Raw genomic sequence first — 20,625 nt, forward strand, 5'->3', positions numbered from 1 at the left:
CTCGGCCAATAAAAAGCCCCTCAGAGAGGGGCTTTCAGCGACATGGCTTACCGCTGAAGCCAGGATTCCACAGCCTCGGCGCCATGCTCGGCCTTCCAGGCCTTGAGCACCGCGTGGTTACCACCTTTGGTTTCTACCACTTCACCGGTGTGAGGGTTTCTATAGACTTTCAATACACGAGCACGCCGTGAACCTTTGCCGGCTTGAATGCGCGGACCACGACCAGACTCCGGGTCGAGAATAGCGACGACATCCCGCAAGGTTTTACCGTACTCGGACAATAGAGCGTTCAGCTCAGTCTCAAACTGGATCTCTTTCTTAAGACCGGCGTCATTCTTGAGGGATTCAAGGTGTGCCAGCTGTTCTGCCAAGGCCTTCTCAGCAGCGCGAAATTCTGCAAGTCGCGACATTTCTCTCTCCAAACAGAGCGTTAGTGGCACCAATCTTAACGCAGGCCACTGCACTGAACCCATCTTCACTCTTTCGCTGAATTGCTTCTACTGGGCTTTCTCAAGACCAGGGAGCGATGAAGAAGGAGACAGGCAGCTACAACGGTGGTGATTAGTCGTAACCCATCTTAAGTCGCTGGGCTTGGCCTGCCAGGTCATCAAGTGCCGCCAAACGGGCATTATCTCGCTGATTCTTGTAGGCCAAAAGATCCGCAAGCCTGACCCTTCGGTGTGCTCCGGCCTTGGTGTGGGGTATGACCCCTTCATCCAGCAATTTAACCAACGTCGGTCGCGACACATCGAGGAGCTCGGCCGCCTGTTGAGTCGTCAACTCTGCGCGAACCCGGACGACCTTCACACAGTTGCCTACTGCGATGTGACTGAGCACTTCCCCCAGCAGCCGAAGCGCAAAAGTGGGCACCTCGAGTAGCACCTGCTGTTCGGAATCACCGATGAAAGTGAACTGTTGAGTCTCTGCCTGCACGCGCAGGTAACGACTCAAAAGCCGAAGCAGTTGCCCAGCCGCCAAAGCTTCTTTCTCAGTCGGTAGGGTCAGAAAAGTACCAGTAGGTGAGGCCATGATCGTCACTCGAAAACGTGTCACGCCGGCTGCAGCCAAAGCAGCCTGATAAGCCCTTTCTATGCGAGAACAATAGATCGCACAACACGCGAGCGACTCCGTGCACTGCCACCTATCCAGTCAGCAAATCCCTCCTTACGTTGCCGAGCTTGCAGAATCGCTATAGCCACCTGACATTGAGGTTTCTATGCAAGATAACCAAAGATCCTGCAGAAATATTGCATAAAACCACTAAGAAAGTGGAATTATGGAGAATTATGTAAAAATCCATAATTTGCGAATGAGGTGAGCAGAAAGGCAACTAGCCGGCAGCATGAAAAGGCTGCTTTCCAAGTGCGTAATTGCATCGCACTTGACCACCCAATTGCATTGCCGCTGACCAGTCAATTGCATTCGTACTGACCACCGTTTGCATCCGACCTGACCTGTACACGCCGAAGAGGCGACCGGCAGAGAACGGCCAAAAGCGGGCATTGGGTTAAGAGGCTATGTCTGAGCAACCGGCTTGCTTACCGGCCAAGAAATAATGAACAAGCTCCCCGCTCCAGAGGCCTGGCATATCGCATGACCACCATGAGCCTCTGCGATGGCTTTGACCACCGCTAGCCCTAGGCCGCTGCCACCGCTCTTGCGCGAGCGCGACGGGTCGCCACGGCGAAAGGCTTCGAAGATGTCTGCGGCCAGTGCGTTGTCGATGCCCGGGCCGACGTCTTCCACGCTCAACTGGCAGTTGCCGCCGACCTGTTGCAGGCGTACACGCAGGTTGCCTGGATCGGCATGGCGCAGGGCGTTTTCTAGCAGCGCCATGAGGGCCTGGCGGATGCGCAGCGCATCGCACTCCACCCGCAAGTTGGCGTCCAGTTGGTTATGCAGGTGAAAGCCCTTGGCGGTCAGGGGGGCGGCGAAGGCCTGCAATACAGTGCTCAATTCATCGGCGAGGCGCACGCTGGTCCGTTGAATTTCCAGATGGCCGCTGTCCTTGAGGCTCAGGACGCGCAGGTCTTCGATCAAACGGTTGAGTCCCTCCACCTGGCGCAGCAGTCCCTCGAATAGCTCACTGCTGGGGTCGAACACCCCTTCGGCCAGGCCCTGCAGGCGCCCGCGCAGAATGGTCACCGGTGTGCGCAGTTCGTGGGCGATGGCGGCGTTCCAGAATTCGCGTTCGCGGGTCATGCTCTGCAGGCGCTCGGCCATGGCGTTGAAGTCGCGCACAAGTTGCGCTGTCTCGCCCATGGCCTGTTCGTCAAGCGGTGCACGGGCGGCGAGGTTGCCCTGAGCCACTTCGCGCAGGCTGTGCGCCACCGAGTTCAGCGGGGTGATCAGGCGTCGCGACAGGCGGATGGCGACAAACACCGACATGCCCAGTGCGGCTGCAATGGTGCTGCCAATCCAGAGCATCTCTACCTGCGAGGGCATCCAGGTTTCCGAGATGCTGCCCGGCATGTAAGCCGTAGCGATGGCGTAGAAAACGTAGGAGCCGAACACGGCGATGAAGATGATGCCCAGCGCCATTACCGCCAGGGACTGAATGAATTGCCGGCGCAGGCCCGGTGTCGGTTTCATGGCTCGACGCCGAAGCGATAGCCCACTCCCCAGACACTGGCCGGCACGCCCTGGATATCCAGGGCTTCGAGCTTCTTGCGCAGTTTGCTGACGTGGCTGTCCACGGTGCGCTCCTGGGTGTCGCCCTCGGGCAGGCAGCTCTCCAGCAGTTCGGCGCGGCTGAACGCCCGTTTAGGCGCGCGCATCAGGCAGGCCAGCAGCTTGAACTCGGTCAGGGTCAGGTCCAGCGTATGCTGCTGACTATCACGCTGCACACTGGCTTCGTGGCTGTCTAGGTCGATCTGAAACGGGCCGACGCGCAGCACCTGCGTGGCGGCAGGCGGACTCGCCCGCGTGCGCCGCAGCACCGCCTGAACACGTGCTACCACCTCAGCCGGGTTGAAGGGTTTGACCACGTAATCGTCGGCGCCCAGGCGCAGACCCATTAGCTTGTCGATGTCCTGGTCGAGCGCGGTGAGCATGATCACCGGGGTGTCGCTGCGGGAGCGGATTTCGCTCAGCACCTTCCAGCCATCGAGCAAAGGCATCTGCACGTCGAGCAGCAACAGATCCGGCTTGAGCGCCTGGTGCAGGGCCAATGCCTTCTGGCCGTCACAGGCGTGCTGGGTGCGCAGCCCGCTGCGTTGCAGGTAAGCGATGAGGATGTCGGCGATCTCGGCCTCGTCCTCGGCGATCAGCACCAGTGCCGAGGCGTGAGAGGTAGGGCTGGTGCGCGCATTGAGATCGGACATGGATAGCCTCGCAGACGGTAGCGCTGAATTTTATAGCGCCCTCCATGCTTTCTCCACAAAGCCTCGAATCATTCGCAATAGCCACACCTCAAACTTCAGCCTCGATCAGCACCCGGTCGACATCAGGTCACCCGGGCGTAGCGTGAAACGAGGAGTGGGTTATGGGCAGTAAACAGCCGCCTCTGGGCGTCGTGTTCGCAGGACTTGCCGTACTGGCACTGGCAGGTTGTGATGTGGCGCCACAGGAAGCAGAAGCTCCGGCGCCTGTTCCGGTGTCGGTACTGACACTGCAAGCGCACGAACTGGTCATCAGCGAAGTTCTACCCGCTCGCGTGGCCGCCGTGCGCAGCGCCGAGATTCGCGCGCAGATCGGCGGCATCGTGCAGCGTCGCCTGTTCGAGCAGGGTGGCGAGATCGAGGCTGGTGCCGTGCTGTTCCAGATCAACCCGGCGCCGTTCAAGGCCGAAGTCGACAGCGCCGCCGCTGCGCTGCAGCGTGCCGAGGCGGTCCTGGTTAGGGCGCGCGTGCAGGTCGAGCGGCTAACCCCATTGGTGCAGGCCGAGGCGGTCAGCCGCCAAGTGTATGACGATGCCGTGGCGCTGCGCGAGCAGGCCGCCGCCGATGTTGCCCAGGCCCGGGCAACGCTGGCTCGGCGCAAGCTGGACCTGCAGTTCGCCAGCGTCGAGGCGCCGATTGCCGGGCGGATCGACCAGGCGCTCGTCAGCGAAGGCGCACTGGTGTCGCCGAGCGACGCCACGCCCATGGCGCGCATTCAGCAAATCGACCAGGTGTACGTCGACGTGCGCCAGCCCGCTTCAGTGCTGGACGCGCTGCGTCAGCGGGCTGGCGCGGCGTCGCCGGAACTGAGCGTGGACATCCTGGGCAGCGACGGCAAACCGCTGGGCATGCGCGGGCGCATCCTGTTTTCTGGCGTTGAGGTGGATGCCGGCACCGGCGACGTTCTGCTGCGGATACTGGTGGACAACCCGCAACGCCGCCTGCTGCCCGGTCTCTACGTGCAGGCGCGGATTCCGCGAGCGCATTACCCCGCCGCTGTCAGCGTGCCGCAGCAGGCGGTGACCCGCAGCGCGGGCCAGGCCAGCGTGTGGGTGGTGGATGCTCAGGGTCGGGTGCGCCCGGTGCCCATCGAGCTCGGTGAACTGGTCGAGCGTCACTACCGCGTGGTGTCCGGAGTCAACGCTGGACAGCAGGTGGTGGTCGAGGGGATCGAACGCCTGAGTCCCGACGCCCAGGTCGCCACACGCCCCTGGCAGCCCGCCACCAACCACGAACAGCTCAGCGCTGTCGCGCGCTGAGTCCGGAGAAGCTGTCATGCCGCAGTTCTTCATCAACCGCCCAGTGTTTGCCTGGGTGATTGCCCTGTTCATCGTGCTGGGCGGCGTCATCGCCCTCCCGCAATTGCCCATCGCCCGATATCCGTCGGTGGCGCCGCCGTCGGTGACCCTCTACGCAAGCTATCCGGGGGCCACCCCGCAGACGCTCAATGACTCGGTGGTGAGCCTGGTCGAGCGCGAGCTGTCGGGGGTGAAGAACCTGTTGTACTTCGAGTCCTCGGTGGATACCTCGGGCTCCGCGCAGATCACTGCCACCTTCAAGCCGGGCACTGATACGGAGCTGGCTCAGGTGGATGTGCAGAACCGCGTCAAGGCCGTCGAACCGCGCCTGCCCCAAGCCGTAAGGCAGAACGGCCTGCAGGTGGAATCCGCGGCCTCGAGCTTTCTGATGATGGTCGGCCTGACTTCACCCAACGGCCAGTTCGATGAGGTTGCCCTGAACGACTACCTGGCCCGCAATATCGTCCAGGAGCTGCGTCGTATCGACGGCGTGGGGCGTGTGCAACTGTTCGGCGCCGAGCAGGCCATGCGGGTCTGGGTCAATCCGAACAAGCTCACGGCCTACGGCCTGACCATGAACGAACTGGCACAGGCCATCGAGCAGCAGAACGCGCAAATCGCCCCCGGCCGGATCGGCGACGAGCCAGCATTGCCCGGTCAACGCCTGACCGTACCGCTGACCGTGCAAGGACAGCTGAGCACGCCGGAACAGTTCGCCGCCATCGTCCTGCGCGCTGGCGCCGATGGCGCCAAGGTGGTGCTCGGCGACGTGGCGCGGATCGAGCTGGGCGCTGAGTCCTACGCCTTCTCCAACCGCGAGAACGGCGTGGCGGCGACCAGTGCCGCGATCCAGTTGTCGCCTGGGGCCAACGCCGTGCGCACCGCTTCAGCCGTGCGCGAGCGCCTGGCCGAACTGTCGCCGAGCATGCCGGCCGGCATGGCCTACTCGGTGCCGTTCGACACCGCGCCCTTCGTCAAGGTGTCCATCGAGAAGGTGATCTACACCCTGTTCGAGGCCATGGTGCTGGTGTTCCTGGTGATGTTCCTGTTCCTGCAGAACCTGCGCTACACACTGATCCCGGCCATCGTCGCGCCCATCGCACTGCTCGGCACCTTCGCTGTGATGCTGCTGGCGGGGTTCTCGATCAACTCGCTGACCATGTTCGGCATGGTGCTGGCCATCGGCATCATCGTCGACGATGCCATCGTGGTGGTGGAGAACGTCGAACGGCTGATGGCAACCCAGGGGCTGTCGCCGAAAGAAGCCACCTCACGGGCGATGCAGGAAATCACCGGCGCAGTGATCGGCATCACTCTGGTGCTCACCGCCGTGTTCATCCCCATGGCCTTTGGCAGCGGCTCGGTGGGGGTGATCTACCAGCAGTTCACCCTGTCAATGGCGGTGTCGATCCTGTTCTCGGCTTTCCTCGCCCTGAGCCTGACGCCTGCACTCTGCGCCACGCTGCTGCGCCCGGTGAGCACCGACCATCATGAAAAACGTGGCTTCTTCGGCGCCTTCAACCGCGGCTTCGAACGTCTCACCGCGAGCTACGGCGCGCGGGTGGCACGCCTGGCAGGGCGCTGCGGACGAATGATGGCGGTCTTCGCCGTGCTTTGTGCGGTACTGGCAGCCGCTGCCACGCAATTGCCGTCTTCGTTCCTGCCCGAGGAGGATCAGGGCTACTTCATGACTTCCATCCAGTTGCCCACCGGCGCTACCAGCGAGCGCACGCTGGACGTGGTCAAGGCCTACGAGGCGCACGTCGCCTCGCGCCCGGGGCTGGACGCCAACCTGGTGGTGCTGGGTTTCAGCTTCGCCGGCTCCGGCCCCAACGCGGCCATGGCCTTCACCATGCTCAAGGACTGGGATCAGCGTGATGGCGCAACGGCCGCCGAAGAAGCCGCGCTGGCGCAGCAGGCCATGGCCGACAACGTCGAAGGCACGGTGATGAGCCTGATGCCTCCGGCGATCGACGAGTTGGGCACGTCCTCCGGTTTCACCATGATCCTGCAGGATCGTGCCAACCGTGGCGAAGCTGCATTGCTGGCCGCGCAGGCACAACTGCTGGAACTGGCCGCGCAGAGCGCGGTGGTCAGCGATGTCTACCCCGATGGCTTGCCGTCCGGCGAGAGCATCCGTCTGGAGATCGACCGGGAGAAGGCCGAGGCCATGGGCCTTTCCTTCGCGGCCGTGAGCAGCACGCTGTCGGCGGCCATGGGCTCGCTGTACGTCAACGATTTCCCCAATGCTGGACGCATGCAGCAGATCATCCTGCAGGCCGACGCCCCCGCGCGCATGCAACTGGACGACGTGCTCGGCCTGCGCGTTCGCAACGTCAGCGGCGGCATGGTGCCGCTGCGCGAGGTGGTGACGCCGGTGTGGAGCGAATCACCGCAGCAGATGCTGCGTTTCCAGGGCCTCCCGGCGGTACGTATTTCCGGAGGAGCGGCTCCCGGCGTATCCAGTGGTGCAGCGATGGCCGAAATGGAACGCCTGGTGGCGAAGTTGCCAAAGGGCTATGCCGCAGCCTGGACGGGTGCGTCCTTGCAGGAACGCCAGTCGGCGGCGCAGGCACCGCTACTGATGCTGCTGTCGGCGCTGGTGGTGTTTCTGGTGCTGGCGGCGCTGTACGAGAGCTGGTCGATCCCGCTATCGGTAATGCTGGTGGTGCCGCTGGGCCTGCTCGGCGCGGTAGCCGCGGTGATGTTGCGCGGCATGCCCAACGATGTGTTCTTCAAGGTGGGGATGATCACCATCATCGGCCTGTCGGCAAAGAACGCCATTCTCATCGTCGAGTTCGCCCGCCAGTTGCATGCCGAGGGGCGCACGCTGATCGACGCCGCCGTGACCGCTGCGCGCCTGCGCCTGCGGCCGATCCTGATGACCTCGTTGGCCTTCACCCTCGGTGTGGTGCCGCTGATGCTGGCGTCCGGTGCCAGCGCCGAAACTCAGCACGCCATCGGCACCGGGGTGTTCGGCGGCATGCTCAGCGGTACCTTGCTGGCGGTGTTCTTCGTGCCGGCCTTTTTCGTCTTCGTCATCGGCACGCAGGAGCGCTTCAGCGCCTGGCGTGCGCAGCGTGGCAGTGCCGCGCTGCCCCGGGAGAATCCATGATGCGCCTGTTCCTGTTCCTGATCCTGCCGCTGCTCGCCTGCCTCGGTGCCTGCTCGCTGACGCCGACCCTGGAGCGCCCGGCCGCACCCTTGCCGGCGCGCTTTGCCACGGCCGCTACCACACCGGCCTCGATGCTGCCGCCTAGTGCCTTGGGCTGGCGCGCGATGTTCGGCGATCCGCGCCTGCAACGGCTGATCGCCCTGTCGCTGGCCAATAACCGCGACCTGCGCCTGGCCACCCTCAGCGTCGAGGCGGCGCAGGCGCAGGCGAACATCCAGCGCGCCGCGCGCCTGCCGGCCGTGGGGCTGGAGGCGACGCGCACGCGAGAACGCAGCGTGAGTGGTGATGGAAACGGCCAAGCCAGCCAGGTCAGCCAGCAGAGCGGCGTGAATGTGGCCCTTAGCGCCTTCGAGCTGGACCTGTTCGGCCGTGTGCGGGCGCTGTCCGATGCGGCATTTAACCGATACCTGGCCAGCGAACACGGGCGTGATGCGGCGCAGATCGCCCTGGTCGGCGCGGTAGCCGAGGCGTACTTCGCCCAGCGTCTGGCCGACGAGCAACTGCAACTGACCGAGCGCACCCTGGCCGACTGGCGGCAGTCGCTGGAACTGGCGCGCCTGCTCAAGCAGGCCGAGCAGAGCAGCAGTCTGGACGTGGCCCAGGCCGAAGCGCAGGTGGCCCTGGCCGAAGCTGATCTCGAAGCACGCCGGCGTGCCGTGGCACAGGCGGATAACGCCCTGCAGTTGCTGGTAGGCAGCGAACTGCCGAGCGATCTGCCCGCCGCGTTGCCATTGCAGCGCCAGGCGGTGATCGCGCAGCTGCCGGCAGGGCTACCGGCCGACCTGTTGCTGAGCCGGCCAGACCTGCGCCAGGCCGAGCAGCTGCTGGTCGCCGCCAATGCCGATATCGGCGCGGCGCGGGCGGCGTTCTTTCCGCAGATTTCCCTGACCGCCTCGTTCGGATATGCCAGCACCTCGCTCGGTAGTTTGTTCGACCCGGCCGGGCAGGTCTGGCGTTTCGCACCACAGATTTCCCAGCCGCTGTTTCAGGGCGGGCGCCTGCGCGCCGAGCTGCGCCTGGCCGAGGTACGCAAATCCGAGGCAGTCGCGCAGTACGAACGCGCCATCCAGACGGCATTCCGCGAGGTGGCCGACGCCCTGGCGGGAACCGCTACCTTCGACCGCCAGATCAAGGCGCAACTGCGCGCGGTGAGCGCCGCAGAAAGGCGCGTACAACTGTCCGACCTGCGTTACCGCGCAGGCGTCGATGGCCGTCTGGAGCTGCTCGACGCACAGCGCCAGTTGCAGGCCGCACGGCAGACGCTGCTAGAGTTACGGCGTGAAGAAACTTCCAACCTGGTGGCGCTTTACAAGTCCCTCGGCGGCGGCCTGCATGAGCGCGATCTCCCGGATATTGTCGCTGTCAGAGCGGCTCAGGCCCCTCAATATCGGTCTGGAGGCGTCGTCCATTACGGTCATGGCTTCGGTGAAAGCCAGTAAGGGCGGTGCGGCGGGCTCGCTGGAATCCACTGCGTACGAGTTGGGCACAGGCCTCGGGATCACCTTCTTCGGCGTATTCATGTCCAATATATTTAGCCGCACGATCTCACTATCTGTGGATCTTGCTAAACCACTAGCAGAACGTTCGAGGATTCCATAATGGTCAAACTCCTGAGAGCTAACGTAGACACTCTCAGCGAGTTTAAAGCTGCTCTCCAGGACTCGTTCCGAGTGGCTGCAGAAGCTGACTTAGGTGAGCCGCTTGAGGAGCCCATTCCTTCTGATGAGGACATAGAGCAGTCCATCGCTGTTGCTGGAGCGGCTACGTACTGGATCATGGCAAACGATCAGCGAGTCGGTGGCGCAGTTTTGGTAATTGATGAAATAAGCAATCTAAACTCACTGTCCTTCCTCTTCATTTCTACCAGCCAGCAGAGCCGCGGGCTGGGGCTACAAGCATGGAAAGCAATCGAGAACGAGTATCCAAACACCAAGGTCTGGGAAACCGTCACCCCATATTTTGAGAAGCGAAATATTCACTTTTATGTAAATAGTTGTGGCTTCAAGATTGTTGAGTTCTACAACAAATTTCATGCGGATCCAAACCAGGCTTCTGTTCAGGTCCATCAAGAAGGGGAGGACAATGAGATGTTCAGATTTATGAAGGTTATGGGTCGCAAGTAACTTCTCACCCAATCCTTAAACGGCTGCTTTTGGCCGGTTAGCGACGGCCTGGCGCAAGCCGGCGCTATGCATCGCTCAGTCAAACCTCTGTCTGCTCCGCCATCTCCAAAGCGTCATCCACCTCGATGCCGAGATATCGAACGGTGCTCTCAAGCTTTGTATGGCCGAGCAGCAGTTAAACTGCTCTTAGGTTCTTCGTCCTGCGATAAATCAGTGATGCTTTCGTGCGCCTCATTGTGTGAGTGCCATACATGGCTGGATCAAGGCCAATGGCATTCACCCATGCTTTGACGATACGAGCGTATTGACGAGTGGATAGATGGTCTGAGGTGTGCAGCCGGCTCGGGAAAAGGCAGTCCTCGTTGCGGAGTTGTGCCTGGTGTATCCAGGTTTCGAGAGCCGTCCGTGTTTGCTCCGTGATCTCAAACTGAACTGGTCGCTGTGTTTTCTGCTGCATCACTATGGCTCGCGATGACACGTGCTCCCCATGAGCAACGTCGCGAACACGGAGCTTGGTTAAATCGCAAGCTCGTAGCTTGCTGTCGATGGCTAAATCGAAGAGCGCCAGATCTCGGACTTTCTCAGCGATTTGCAGCCTCACCCGGATCGCCCAGATGTCTCTCAGACGGAGTGGGGCTTTCTGTCCGACTAATTTTCCTTTGTTCCAGGGTTGATGGCTGCAGGTGGCAATGGTGTTCATGGATTTGTCCTCCGCGTAGGGGAGGACAAGGATGGTTAGCTGGGGCAAGGGGCGCTAACCGGCCATAAGCGGACGTCTATTCTTCAGGCAATTACGAGCCCGCAGACCACTCGGCGGCCCCTCGCCTGAGGCGCCGATCAAGCGCAACGCAATTAACTCGTCAAGGCTGAACAGTGTTCGGCGCGGACGGTCGTTCGCTCATTTTCTTGAAGATCAGCGGCATCGTTTCTGCATTCAAAGCTTCCATGTCCACCAGACGTAACGACTTCACCATCGCCAACGTCAAGCTCTTATACTTCTGGAAATGGGGCGATTTTATATGCGCATCGTAAGCATCGTGGCTCGCATAAACTTCCAGAATCCTGATGAGCGTCGGATTGTCCTTTTGTGCGGTCGGAAAAATGCAAAGAACCCCGGGCTCTAGGCGCATAGAGGCTTCGGCCTCTTCGTTCAAGATGCGCTGATATTCTTCCAGGTGCTGATTGAATATCTCGATTTCAGAGATCCTGACGAGCATTTTTGGCTCCTGCGCATAAAGATCACCCAACGGTAGCAGCGCGACCAAAACGAGGAGTAGAAAGATGGCTGCGCTGCGGCGCTCGAAGAATAGACTCGACATAATCTGCTTCCAGCCTCGTTTTTCCCAACAAGGACAACGGGTCATGCTTGAATCTTCCGTCTACAACGGAGGATGGCTCGCGCAGACGCGCATTTAATAGCCAAGCGGCTTGATTTCCCGAATGTATTCGATCAGAAGTTTCAGCCCCGTCGGCAGTTGCCGGCGACTTGAATAATAGATGTGGAATCCCTCTTCTAGCGGGGCCCATTCAGTCAGCACCAGACGAAGCCGCCCAGCGTTCACATAGGGCGCAACCAAAGGCTCCGGGAAATACATCAAGCCTGCTCCGCCCAGCACGGCGACCAACCCGGTCTCCGCGTGATCGACCGTCACGGAGGTCGGCACGGCGATCTGCAGCGCCTCACCATCGCGTTCCAACTCCCATCGATAAACCCGGTCGTCGCCCAGACGGTTGCTAATGCAGCGATGGTTGAGCAGATCGTCCGGGTGTTCAGGGGAGCCATTGCGCTCCAGGTAATCAGGAGACGCCGCAATAACCCAGCGGATGTCGGCCGACAGCCGCCGTGCCACCATATCTTCAGGCACCGTGCCTCCATACCGAATGCCAGCATCAAAACCCGCGTCGGTCACGTCAACCAGGCGATTGCTGGCCACGATATCGAGTTCGACGTCGGGATAGCGGTCCATGAAGCCGGGCAGGATCGGCGCAAGGAGCAGATTGGCCGCCTCGACAGCCGCATTGATTCGAATCCGTCCGCTAGGGGTGTCGCGAAACCGGTTCAGCGTTTCCAACGCCTCATCGATAGCTTCGAGCGGCTGACCGATTGCTTCGATGAGCGCCTCCCCTGCCGTTGTCAGCGTAACGCTTTTGGTCGTCCGGTTGAGCAGTCGGACCCCAAGCCTGCTTTCCAACCCCTTCAACGCATGACTCAGTGCCGATGCGCTGACGCCAATCTCGATAGCCGCGCGGCTGAAGCTGCGATGGCGGGCAATAGCCCGGAAGTAGATCAGATCGGCAACATCAGCACGATGGGTTTGCATAAAGGCCTTCCAAATCGAGGGTATCTAGCTTGGCGCTCCAATCAGGATATTCGCTCTGACGATCTTCTGATCCGGGTCCAGCCGGGCAAAGCCCGTGAGTCGGTGAACCATTAAACCGCCTCATCTCAACGTCTGCTCATGAGAATTTCTCACAAGTCCGTGCAAGAGCAACCCGCTAATTCAGTCCCCCGACGCCCGCTATCGTTGGTCACCTGCGCCGACCGGAGCAATCCGTCCGACAGGCGCCATCACGTCACGGAGCAAGTGCATGGACTACACGCATCTCGGCCGAACAGGTCTCAAGGTCAGCCGCCTGTGCCTGGGCACCATGAATTTCGGCGACGTCTCCGACGAGACGACGAGCCATCGCATTCTCGACGAAGCGGTCGAGGCAGGCATCAACTTCATCGATACGGCCGACGTCTACGGGACGGAACAATCACCGAACATCCCGCAAGGCTCTGGCCTTTCCGAAGAGATCATCGGCCGCTGGCTTGAACAGGGAGGCCGACGTGATCGCATCGTCCTGGCCACCAAGCTCTATCAGCCCATGGGACCGGGGCCGAACGATCGGCGGTTGTCGGCCTACCACATCCGCAAAGCATGCGAGGACAGCCTGCGTCGGCTGAAGACAGACCACATCGATGTCTACCAGATGCACCACATCGACCGTCACACGCCCTGGGAAGAGATCTGGCAAGCCATGGAGATTCTCGTCCAGCAGGGCAAGGTCCTCTATATCGGCAGCAGCAATTTTGCTGGCTGGGATATTGCCACCGCGCAGTCGATGGCCAGTGCCCGCAACTTCCTTGGGCTGGTGGCAGAGCAAAGCCTCTACAACCTGGCAGCCCGGACGGTGGAGCTGGAGGTGATTCCCGCCTGCAGACATTTCGGGCTCGGCCTCATTCCGTGGAGCCCTCTTGCCGGCGGCCTGCTGGGCGGTGTTCTGAAAAAGGCCGCCAGCGGCCGGCGCGCAAGACCCGCGCTCGCGAGCCTCATCGAACAACATCGGGTGCAGTTGGAAGCGTTCGAAAGCCTCTGTGAGGACCTGGGCGAGGCTCCCGCGGATATCGCGCTGGCCTGGCTGCTGCGCAACCCCGTCGTCACCGCCCCGCTGATCGGCCCCCGCACCGTGGAGCAACTTCAGGACGCGCTGCGTGCTACGACGATCACGCTGTCAGAAGACACCGTGCGTTGCCTGGAAGAAATCTGGCCGGGCCCCGGCGGAGAGGCGCCTCAGGCCTACGCCTGGTAGCCCTTTTTCCATCCCACATGCCACCGGGACCTTTCAGCTTATGAGTGAACACATTTCCGGCACTTTCTCCTCTGACGATTCGGTGTCCATGGATCGTCGCCATTTCATCGTTACTGGAACCAGCTTGCTGCTGGCGGCAAGCGCGCTCTGGAGGCCTGAAAATGCCTTAGCACAAACGATAAGTTCCGGGGGCGGCAGCGCACCATCAGTTGGAGTTCCCGTTGAGGAGCAAATCATGGGCACGCGTAGACTCGGCTCGCTGGAAGTCTCCAGCATGGGGCTTGGATGCCTGCCGATGGTGGGCTACTACGGCGGAGGTCCGCGCGACCGCAAAGCGATGGTTTCGCTCATCCGCGCCGCTTTTGAACAGGGGGTCACGTTCTTCGATACCGCTGAGGTCTACGGCCCCTACCTGAGTGAAGAGTTCGTCGGCGAAGCCTTGGGCCCCATCCGTGACCAGGTGGTGATCGCTACCAAGTTCGGCTTCGGCGTCGAGGAAGGCCGACCCACAGCGCTCAATAGCCGCCCTGAGCATATCCGCCGTGCCGTAGACGGTTCGTTGAAACGCCTGAAGACGGACCGAATCGATCTTCTATACCAGCATCGCCCCGATCCCAGCGTGCCGATCGAGGACGTAGCGGGTACGGTGAAGGAGCTGATCCAGGCGGGCAAGGTTACGCACTGGGGCCTTTCAGAGGCCAGTGCCATTACCATTCGCCGAGCCCACGCAGTGCTCCCTGTCACTGCCGTTCAGAGCGAATACGCCATGTGGTGGCGGGAGCCGGAAATTCGGATATTCCCGACGCTGGAGGAGCTGGGAATTGGCTTTGTTCCCTACTGCCCAACTGCTCGGAGCTTCCTTGCCGGTGCAGTCAACCCAAGCCAGCGTTTCGACAAGACTGATCGCCGGCATAACCTGCCGCGTTTCCAGCCCGACGCCCTGGCAGCCAACATGCCGCTTCTACATTTCGCACGGGACTGGGCTCGGCGCAAGAACACTACCTCCGCTCAGTTCGCCCTCGCCTGGGTCATGGCGCAGCGACCGTGGATCGTACCGATCCCTGGCACCACGCAATATCCGCACCTGATCGAAAACGTCGGGGCAACAAGTGTCCAACTGACCGCCGACGAGTTGCAGGAGATCGATGCGGGCCTGGCTCGGATCGCCCTGCACGGCGGCCGCGCCGACCCGTTCACCGAAAGCCAGTTTGATCGCAGCTAGGCGTGTAAAGAATCTGGAACGGATGGAGAAGGTCACCGATGAGCAGTAATACGACGCTGAGCGGGCTGACTAATCTGCGCGGGACTGTCCGCATTCTTGGGATTGCTCTGGGCCTGGCTGCCGCGCTGGGCATCACGACACCGACATTAGCAGTACAGGAGAACCACTACATGGCTGAGCACGACCAACCAATCCTCCCTGGCGAGACGCTCGACAATCGCCAGGAAAGCATCATTCCCATCGCAGCCCTCGCGGCAGCGGGCGATATCCCAGGTCTGAACCGTGCGATTAATCGGGGACTGGATGCCGGACTGACCATCAGCGAAGCACGCGAGGTACTGGTGCAGTTGTACGCCTACGCGGGTTTCCCCCGCAGCCTGAATGCCCTGGGCGAGTTGATGAAGGTGGTACAGGCTCGCAAGCAACAAGGAATCGTGGACCAAGCGGGGCGCGAACCCAGCAAATCGATTCCCAAAGGGGATGAGTTGTTGGCGGTAGGCACTGCAAACCAAACCAGATTGTCCGGTGGACCTGTCGAGGGTGCGTTATTCGACTTTGCTCCGGTCGCCAATGAATACCTGCGCGCTCACCTCTTTGGCGACATCTTCGAACGCGACAATCTGGATTGGCAAAGCCGGGAAATTGCCACCGTCGCGATGCTTTCTGCGCTAGAAGGCGTGACGCCGCAACTGCAGGCTCATATACGCATCGCGATGAACACGGGGGTTACGCCACAGCAACTTCGCCAGCTGGGCCAAGTGCTGGGCGAACACGTCAGCGCCGACGCTTCGCGGCGTGCAAGTGATGCACTGGAGCTGCATATGGCAGTGCAGTAGCTGCCCCCACGTCGTACCAGGCCAAGAAGATGAGTGGAGTCTTCGCTCCGTTCACTTCTGGCCTGGGGTTGTCGTCTGCGAAGGGCAGCTATGGGTCGATTGCAGCCGGACGCTACTGCGGTATGACTGGTTGAACGGCATGCAATCAGTGGTCAGCACGAATGCAAATGCTTGGTCAGGAAGAATGCAATCGAGTGGTCAAGTCAGTGCGACTGCGCACCAAGGCCCAAAATGCGGCCAGGATTCGCATATTTCCAGCAACGAGAACCCTTCTAGAACGGGCCATTCAGCTCATTTCTCCGCTTCATTCTTCCAGTTTTTTTTCGCATTTTTTAAGGCGATATGAAAGTTACGCCGAGAGGCAAATCACGTCGTTGCTCAATCGGTGCTGGCAACGACGCCTGCGGTGAGGATTCCTGGTGATCTCGTGACAGCGATGCGATCTGATGATTCTGTGTTTCCCAATCTATTGGTACTCAGTCCCGGCAATTCTCAAGGGCTGGATAGACAGAGTGTTTGTTTCGGGGATGTTCTATGGCGGCCGGCGAATCTTCGAGTTAGGCGGAATGCAGGGCAAGCGCGCCTTGGTGTGCGCCACTGTGGGTGGCCGTGAGAAAATGTTCTCAAACGATGGAATTCATGGCGACTTACGTGAACTACTCCGCCCCTTGCTGAAAGGTACGTTGGGCTACACCGGTTTCGATGTACTTGATCCGTTCTTCGTGTACCACGTGCCTTACATAGACGATGCTAGCCGCAAGGAAATTCTCGACCAGTGGAGAGATGTGCTTTCTAACATTAAGCAACGGCAAATGTTAAAAATGCCTGTTACAGGTGATTACGACCAGAACTTCGAAAACTGCATTGCCGAAAAATATCAGTAAGGCAATACAGTTTCGGTGTAGGCCGGATGCATGTCCGGCCATGTTGCTCAGCGTACCGCTTGAGCCCTTGGTGCTATCCCCTCAGAAGCGCGGGCCACCGCCGCTAGAAGGCTTTGGAGCCGTACCTGGATCCAAGGTTGGCGCATCACCTGCGATCTGTGAATACTCTGTTAAGAATGATGGCAACTCACCAAGCCCAAGATCAATAGTGGGAAGAACTGCAGTCTCAGCATTTATTACAAATGGAAGTTTGTTCTGCTGCGCGAGTTGCTTAATGGTCTCCACAGCACGATTAGAGTAATCCAGCTCAAAGCCTCTGAAGTTATTCCCTAAGGCCATAACCCATGGGCGTCCGTAATGGTGCAGCATATTTCCACTAATACCTTCCATTCCCGCGTCAGCAAAAGCGTGAGCGAAAGATGTCGGAATAGCCGTCACGCACGGATTTTGGCCGCCACCCGAATCATAGAGAATAACTTGGCTAGCAGAAGTATTTCGATTGATCTTAGAAAGCTGATCTACCTTTAAAGCTCTAAAGCCAGTAACTTTTCCATTTTTGAAATACTGCTTTTTTGCTTCGTAGAAGGCAACACCTTCGACGTACCTGCTTGATGTCAGCCAGACCTTTACAAGAATAGCGATATCGCCATGTTCGGTCTCGTAATTACCAGAAAGCTTGAACGCCTGCCATTGAGCACGTTGTGGGCAGTTAGACCAACTCAAATCAGTTCCTGCTGTAGAGATCGCTTCAATTACCTGGGTGGTTATATGATTCTCCTGCCACCCTCCAATATTGATATTATTGAAGCACTGAAGCATGACTGTTTGGATTCTGGAGTTAACATCCCCCAGCCATTCATTTAATAGGCGGCGTTCTTCAGACATAATAGTTGCTCGAGACTCTTCATGTGAGTATGCAGTTAAAACTTAGAGAGAAAATCGATTCTTGGTCATGGCCGAGTAGCCCCGTTTCACCAGCTCTTCCGGGTGTACCATCAAATCAGGGGGTCCAGTACTCCAAGTCGGACTTACCCGACTGATCGATGACAATGGCTAGACTTTGCCTGGCTCGGGTGACGGCGACGTAAAAAGCAGCTGCTGCCATCGACTCCAAACGCACTCCGCCCTTGATGAAGTTTTCAATGTTTTTGGTAGGGGCAATCAGAACTCGTTCAAAGGTGGCACCTTTCACTCCTTTGAAATTCAGGAATGGGAGATCCAGATGCTTCGCTGAGGAAACGTTATTCCGCAAACACTGGGGGGCATAACGAGCAAAATACTCAGGGATGTGCTCAGTACGTAGCAGAAAGACTCCGTCGTGCCCTGTCTCATCCGTATTCTCGGAAGTAGTGCCAGGGAAACCCCAGTCTGCGTCAAAGATGCTATCTGAAAAGGTCGCGATTTCTTGCCTGCACCGATAGCTGACTGTCGAGTAGCTGATGCTCAAGCACCCCTCAGCCTCCCGATCGCGGAACCACTCCAAGGAGTCGGCATAGTCGAATCGCTTGTTCTTCCGACCGCGCGGGTTCGTTGACAAGACGGCTTGACGAACATCCCCAACCAACCGCACCTGAAGTTTGGATTTCAGCAGCAACTCCAGGATTTCCCAATCCCAGCTTGCTAGATCCTGAACCTCGTCCACCAGTATCTCGTCGTATACGCACTCCAGGCGACGTAATAAAGCGGGCGTGGTCGCCATCAACTCAAAGGAAAGCCTGCCTAGCTCGCAGCCATATATCCGGTTGTCGGACGTCATGAACCTGCTTTTTCCCTTCGCGTATCTGTCAGGGCGCCCTTCAAATTCGAAGCCTCTGACCCGTTCGCCAGGAAATAAAAACCGCAGGAACGGCTGTGCGAAATGCCTCAGCAGAAATGTGTACCACCCCAAAACCTCCACCCCGGTGGCGTGACCTGCTTGAGCAGCCAGGCGGGACCTCACCTCTTGCTGGTTCGTTTGGGTAAAGGTCAGCAGGGCAACGCGCCGCTCGGAGGGCAATGCCCCGCAGTGGTTAACTAAGCCTTGAGTTTTGCGGCCGCCGGCTACCGCTAGGGTCAGAACATTAGGCATGCAGAATGAACTCCGCAGCATCGCTCATGTAAGCCGGCGGTGTAAGCGGCTTTTTCGACTCGGCAATCTGCAGGGCTCCTTCGGTCTTCTCGCGCGTCATCCAGGTAAGCAAATTTGCCCGAGGTGCGATGTTAAGAATATCCCTGAGATGGGCCTCTCCATTTGCCGTCAATAACTGAGGCTCCAAGGTATGGCCGTCGTCGACCGCACCGATGAACAACTCTCGTCTTTTTCCGTCGAGCCACTTCTCGACGCTATCCCTCAACTCAGCAGGCTCGACACCATCGTTATCACGCATCACCGCTACTGGTTTATCGATTACGTGGCAGAGCTCCAGACAGCGCGCCAGGGCCAGCCCACGCATACTTATGACGTCGATCCCGGCATCCATGGGTGTTAGCCCAAATTTGTCGAAAAACACTCGCTCGAAGATGATCTCGTCCGAAGGCCCCTCAACCAGCACAACCTTTCCAGCTAGGACTAGACGTAGGGTGTCGTACCCAGGCAGGCGCTGGAAGTAACGGACCGTGTCGGGAGACAGGTCAGTAATTTTTGACACGTGATTTCGCGTCAGTAGATGCAAGGCATCCAAGCCGAGGCGGTTCAGGACATAAGTGCTGTGGGTCGAGATGAACAGTTGCTGCTCCTCCGAAGCTAGTGCCTCGATACGATCGAGCAATATCCTCAAACTGGTATGCGAAAGGTGATTCTCGGGCTCCTCGATCATGACAACCTTCACCTTGGCAGCGTGACGTTTCATTGCCAGGGAGATCTTGATAGCCGCCTGTTGCCCAAGGCCTGCCATTGCAAATGGCACTCGGTCGACATGCGGGGTAACTGCACTCTCCCAAGATGTTCGAGATGTCTGGTCCATAGCTAGGGCCATGGGTTCGGCTTGCAACGCAGCTCCCAGCTTCGAGATTCGAGCATTAACGTCGGCAAGGGCCCCCTCAGTCATTGAGGCCTTGATCCTCCTGTAGTCCAGCGAGATTGCCGCCTTCTCAGGAGCCTCAAGGTGATCACTCAATATCTGCCGCAGATGGTAGTCAATGCCCGTCGTGGACTTGACCGTCCGAGAGTCAATTGTCGCAACAGATAGCGCTCTCGGGCGTTTTACCAGCTCACGATCGGCAAAGGAGCGCCACTCGTACGCGTAGTACTCAACAGGCAACAGCTCGCTAGGATCCTTCAGCCATTCATCCAGCATGTCCTGATACTCGTCGTTTGCGAATATCCGCAGAAACACGCCTGGACAGGCGTTAGTCGGCACTGCGGTGTTCACCGCACCACAGAGCACCTGAAGGTCGTCGTCATCACGCAAGTACAGCTCGATCAGAATCTCAGGAAACGAGGGCTTCTGGCCCTCATTCCGAGCAGCGACAAACTCACTGACTAGCTCAGTGTTAAACCAGTAAGGATTCAGCTCCTCCATCACCCCCCGGCCGGCTATACGCCCAGTCAACGCTAGGGAGATCGCCTCCATCAACGTGGACTTTCCGGCATCGTTGTCCCCGACAAGGATGTTCTTCTTAGGGTTGGGGCAGAACGTGAATTCCTTGTATATCCGGTACCCACGAATGTGGACTTTGGTGATCATGATCGGCAGTCCTTTGTCGATTGGTCAGAATTCTGGGAAATCAGAGTGTACGGTACGAGCAGCAATTGATGCCCAGCCGCGCAGCCCTACGCTCAAGATAGGGCTCGTTCTGTTTCGGAAACATTGGCATAGATTTGATCGAGCATCTGTATCGCCTACAGAGCCGCGCTGAGGTGTTCGCGAGCTTCAAGCCTGCTATTTTTCTGGCGATGACCGGCCTACTCCTTTTGCTCTACAAAGAGCTCAGCACGAAGCGCAGACACCATACGTAGCTGAGCAATCTGAACTCCACCCAGCTAAGTAGCCCTAGCGGAGTCTCCGCTCTCGCCTCTTGTTGCCATTGAGCATTGGACTACCCCCGGTACGATAGACATCCCCGGCCTACGCTTTGAGCATAGGAGGAAGTCTATGAGCACCCAGAGATTCACCCCGGAATTCAAGGCCGAAGCCGTCAGGCAGGTCATTG

Annotated in this window: 17 protein-coding genes and 1 pseudogene; 8 read left to right on the top strand and 10 right to left on the bottom strand. The window is 59.3% G+C overall.

All coding sequences use genetic code 11. The annotated features are described in order from the left end of the window. Window positions 1–47: 47 nt before the first annotated feature. The 4 genes from GJV37_RS28915 to GJV37_RS28930 form a co-directional block, all read right to left on the bottom strand. Entirely contained in the window at window positions 48–410 is a 363-nt protein-coding gene (locus tag GJV37_RS28915) for a histone-like nucleoid-structuring protein, MvaT/MvaU family (RefSeq protein ID WP_193453226.1), read from the bottom strand. A 151-nt stretch (window positions 411–561) separates the two neighbouring features. Beyond that, window positions 562–1,029: a helix-turn-helix domain-containing protein gene (locus tag GJV37_RS28920; RefSeq protein WP_193453227.1), complete on the bottom strand. Its 468-nt coding sequence runs from the start codon at window positions 1,027–1,029 to the stop codon at window positions 562–564. A gap of 486 nt (window positions 1,030–1,515) precedes the next feature. Further along, a complete protein-coding gene (locus GJV37_RS28925) occupies window positions 1,516–2,592 on the bottom strand; it encodes an ATP-binding protein (RefSeq protein WP_193453228.1) in 1,077 nt (358 codons plus the stop codon). Further along, window positions 2,589–3,323 (bottom strand): response regulator, encoded by a 735-nt coding sequence (locus GJV37_RS28930; RefSeq protein WP_193453229.1) that lies wholly within the window; start codon window positions 3,321–3,323, stop codon window positions 2,589–2,591. Before GJV37_RS28930 ends, GJV37_RS28925 begins: the two co-directional genes overlap by 4 nt. A gap of 161 nt (window positions 3,324–3,484) precedes the next feature. Between GJV37_RS28930 and GJV37_RS28935 the strand changes: the two genes are divergently transcribed. From GJV37_RS28935 to GJV37_RS28950, 4 genes are all read left to right on the top strand, one after another. Then, window positions 3,485–4,639 carry an efflux RND transporter periplasmic adaptor subunit gene (locus GJV37_RS28935; protein WP_193453230.1) on the top strand — a complete coding sequence of 385 codons (1,155 nt, stop codon included), beginning with the start codon at window positions 3,485–3,487 and terminating at the stop codon, window positions 4,637–4,639. 16 nt (window positions 4,640–4,655) lie between these two features. Further along, window positions 4,656–7,793 carry a multidrug efflux RND transporter permease subunit gene (locus tag GJV37_RS28940; protein ID WP_193453231.1) on the top strand — a complete coding sequence of 1,046 codons (3,138 nt, stop codon included), beginning with the start codon at window positions 4,656–4,658 and terminating at the stop codon, window positions 7,791–7,793. Continuing rightward, window positions 7,790–9,292, top strand: coding sequence for an efflux transporter outer membrane subunit (locus GJV37_RS28945; protein ID WP_246228456.1), 1,503 nt, complete (start codon window positions 7,790–7,792; stop codon window positions 9,290–9,292). Before GJV37_RS28940 ends, GJV37_RS28945 begins: the two co-directional genes overlap by 4 nt. A gap of 159 nt (window positions 9,293–9,451) precedes the next feature. Beyond that, window positions 9,452–9,976, top strand: a complete 525-nt coding sequence (locus GJV37_RS28950; protein WP_193453232.1) for a GNAT family N-acetyltransferase — start codon at window positions 9,452–9,454, stop codon at window positions 9,974–9,976. A 79-nt stretch (window positions 9,977–10,055) separates the two neighbouring features. Here GJV37_RS28950 and GJV37_RS28955 read toward each other — a convergent pair. The 3 genes and pseudogenes from GJV37_RS28955 to GJV37_RS28965 all read right to left on the bottom strand — a co-directional run bounded on the left by GJV37_RS28955 (window position 10,056) and on the right by GJV37_RS28965 (window position 12,297). Continuing rightward, window positions 10,056–10,676: pseudogene (locus GJV37_RS28955) on the bottom strand (tyrosine-type recombinase/integrase). 160 nt (window positions 10,677–10,836) lie between these two features. Next, the gene (locus tag GJV37_RS28960) at window positions 10,837–11,295 is read right to left on the bottom strand and encodes a putative quinol monooxygenase (RefSeq protein WP_223121872.1); all 459 of its coding nucleotides are present in this window, start codon (window positions 11,293–11,295) and stop codon (window positions 10,837–10,839) included. Between the two features lie 93 nt (window positions 11,296–11,388). Beyond that, the gene (locus GJV37_RS28965) at window positions 11,389–12,297 is read right to left on the bottom strand and encodes a LysR family transcriptional regulator (RefSeq protein ID WP_193453233.1); all 909 of its coding nucleotides are present in this window, start codon (window positions 12,295–12,297) and stop codon (window positions 11,389–11,391) included. Between the two features lie 268 nt (window positions 12,298–12,565). On the opposite strand from GJV37_RS28965, the gene GJV37_RS28970 reads away from it, so the two are divergent. The 4 genes from GJV37_RS28970 (at window position 12,566) to GJV37_RS28985 (ending at window position 16,494) form a co-directional block, all read left to right on the top strand. Further along, the gene (locus GJV37_RS28970; RefSeq protein WP_193453234.1) at window positions 12,566–13,552 is read left to right on the top strand and encodes an aldo/keto reductase; all 987 of its coding nucleotides are present in this window, start codon (window positions 12,566–12,568) and stop codon (window positions 13,550–13,552) included. Window positions 13,553–13,787: 235 nt separating this feature from the next. Continuing rightward, window positions 13,788–14,774: an aldo/keto reductase gene (locus GJV37_RS28975; RefSeq protein ID WP_223121874.1), complete on the top strand. Its 987-nt coding sequence runs from the start codon at window positions 13,788–13,790 to the stop codon at window positions 14,772–14,774. A gap of 38 nt (window positions 14,775–14,812) precedes the next feature. Further along, entirely contained in the window at window positions 14,813–15,610 is a 798-nt protein-coding gene (locus GJV37_RS28980) for a carboxymuconolactone decarboxylase family protein (RefSeq protein ID WP_193453236.1), read from the top strand. Window positions 15,611–16,056: 446 nt separating this feature from the next. Then, window positions 16,057–16,494 carry an NAD(P)H-dependent oxidoreductase gene (locus GJV37_RS28985; protein WP_193453237.1) on the top strand — a complete coding sequence of 146 codons (438 nt, stop codon included), beginning with the start codon at window positions 16,057–16,059 and terminating at the stop codon, window positions 16,492–16,494. An 81-nt stretch (window positions 16,495–16,575) separates the two neighbouring features. On the opposite strand, the gene GJV37_RS28990 is transcribed toward GJV37_RS28985, so the two are convergent. The 3 genes from GJV37_RS28990 to GJV37_RS29000 all read right to left on the bottom strand — a co-directional run bounded on the left by GJV37_RS28990 (window position 16,576) and on the right by GJV37_RS29000 (window position 20,159). Beyond that, window positions 16,576–17,379 (bottom strand): hypothetical protein, encoded by an 804-nt coding sequence (locus GJV37_RS28990; RefSeq protein WP_193453238.1) that lies wholly within the window; start codon window positions 17,377–17,379, stop codon window positions 16,576–16,578. Window positions 17,380–17,494: 115 nt separating this feature from the next. Beyond that, entirely contained in the window at window positions 17,495–18,562 is a 1,068-nt protein-coding gene (locus GJV37_RS28995) for a UvrD-helicase domain-containing protein (protein WP_193453239.1), read from the bottom strand. Next, entirely contained in the window at window positions 18,555–20,159 is a 1,605-nt protein-coding gene (locus GJV37_RS29000; protein WP_193453240.1) for an ATP-dependent nuclease, read from the bottom strand. The genes GJV37_RS28995 and GJV37_RS29000 overlap by 8 nt, the downstream gene beginning before the upstream one ends. Between the last annotated feature and the right edge of the window lie 466 nt (window positions 20,160–20,625).

It is taken from the genome of Pseudomonas nitroreducens, from assembly GCF_010994165.1.
Classification (GTDB): domain Bacteria; phylum Pseudomonadota; class Gammaproteobacteria; order Pseudomonadales; family Pseudomonadaceae; genus Pseudomonas; species Pseudomonas nitroreducens.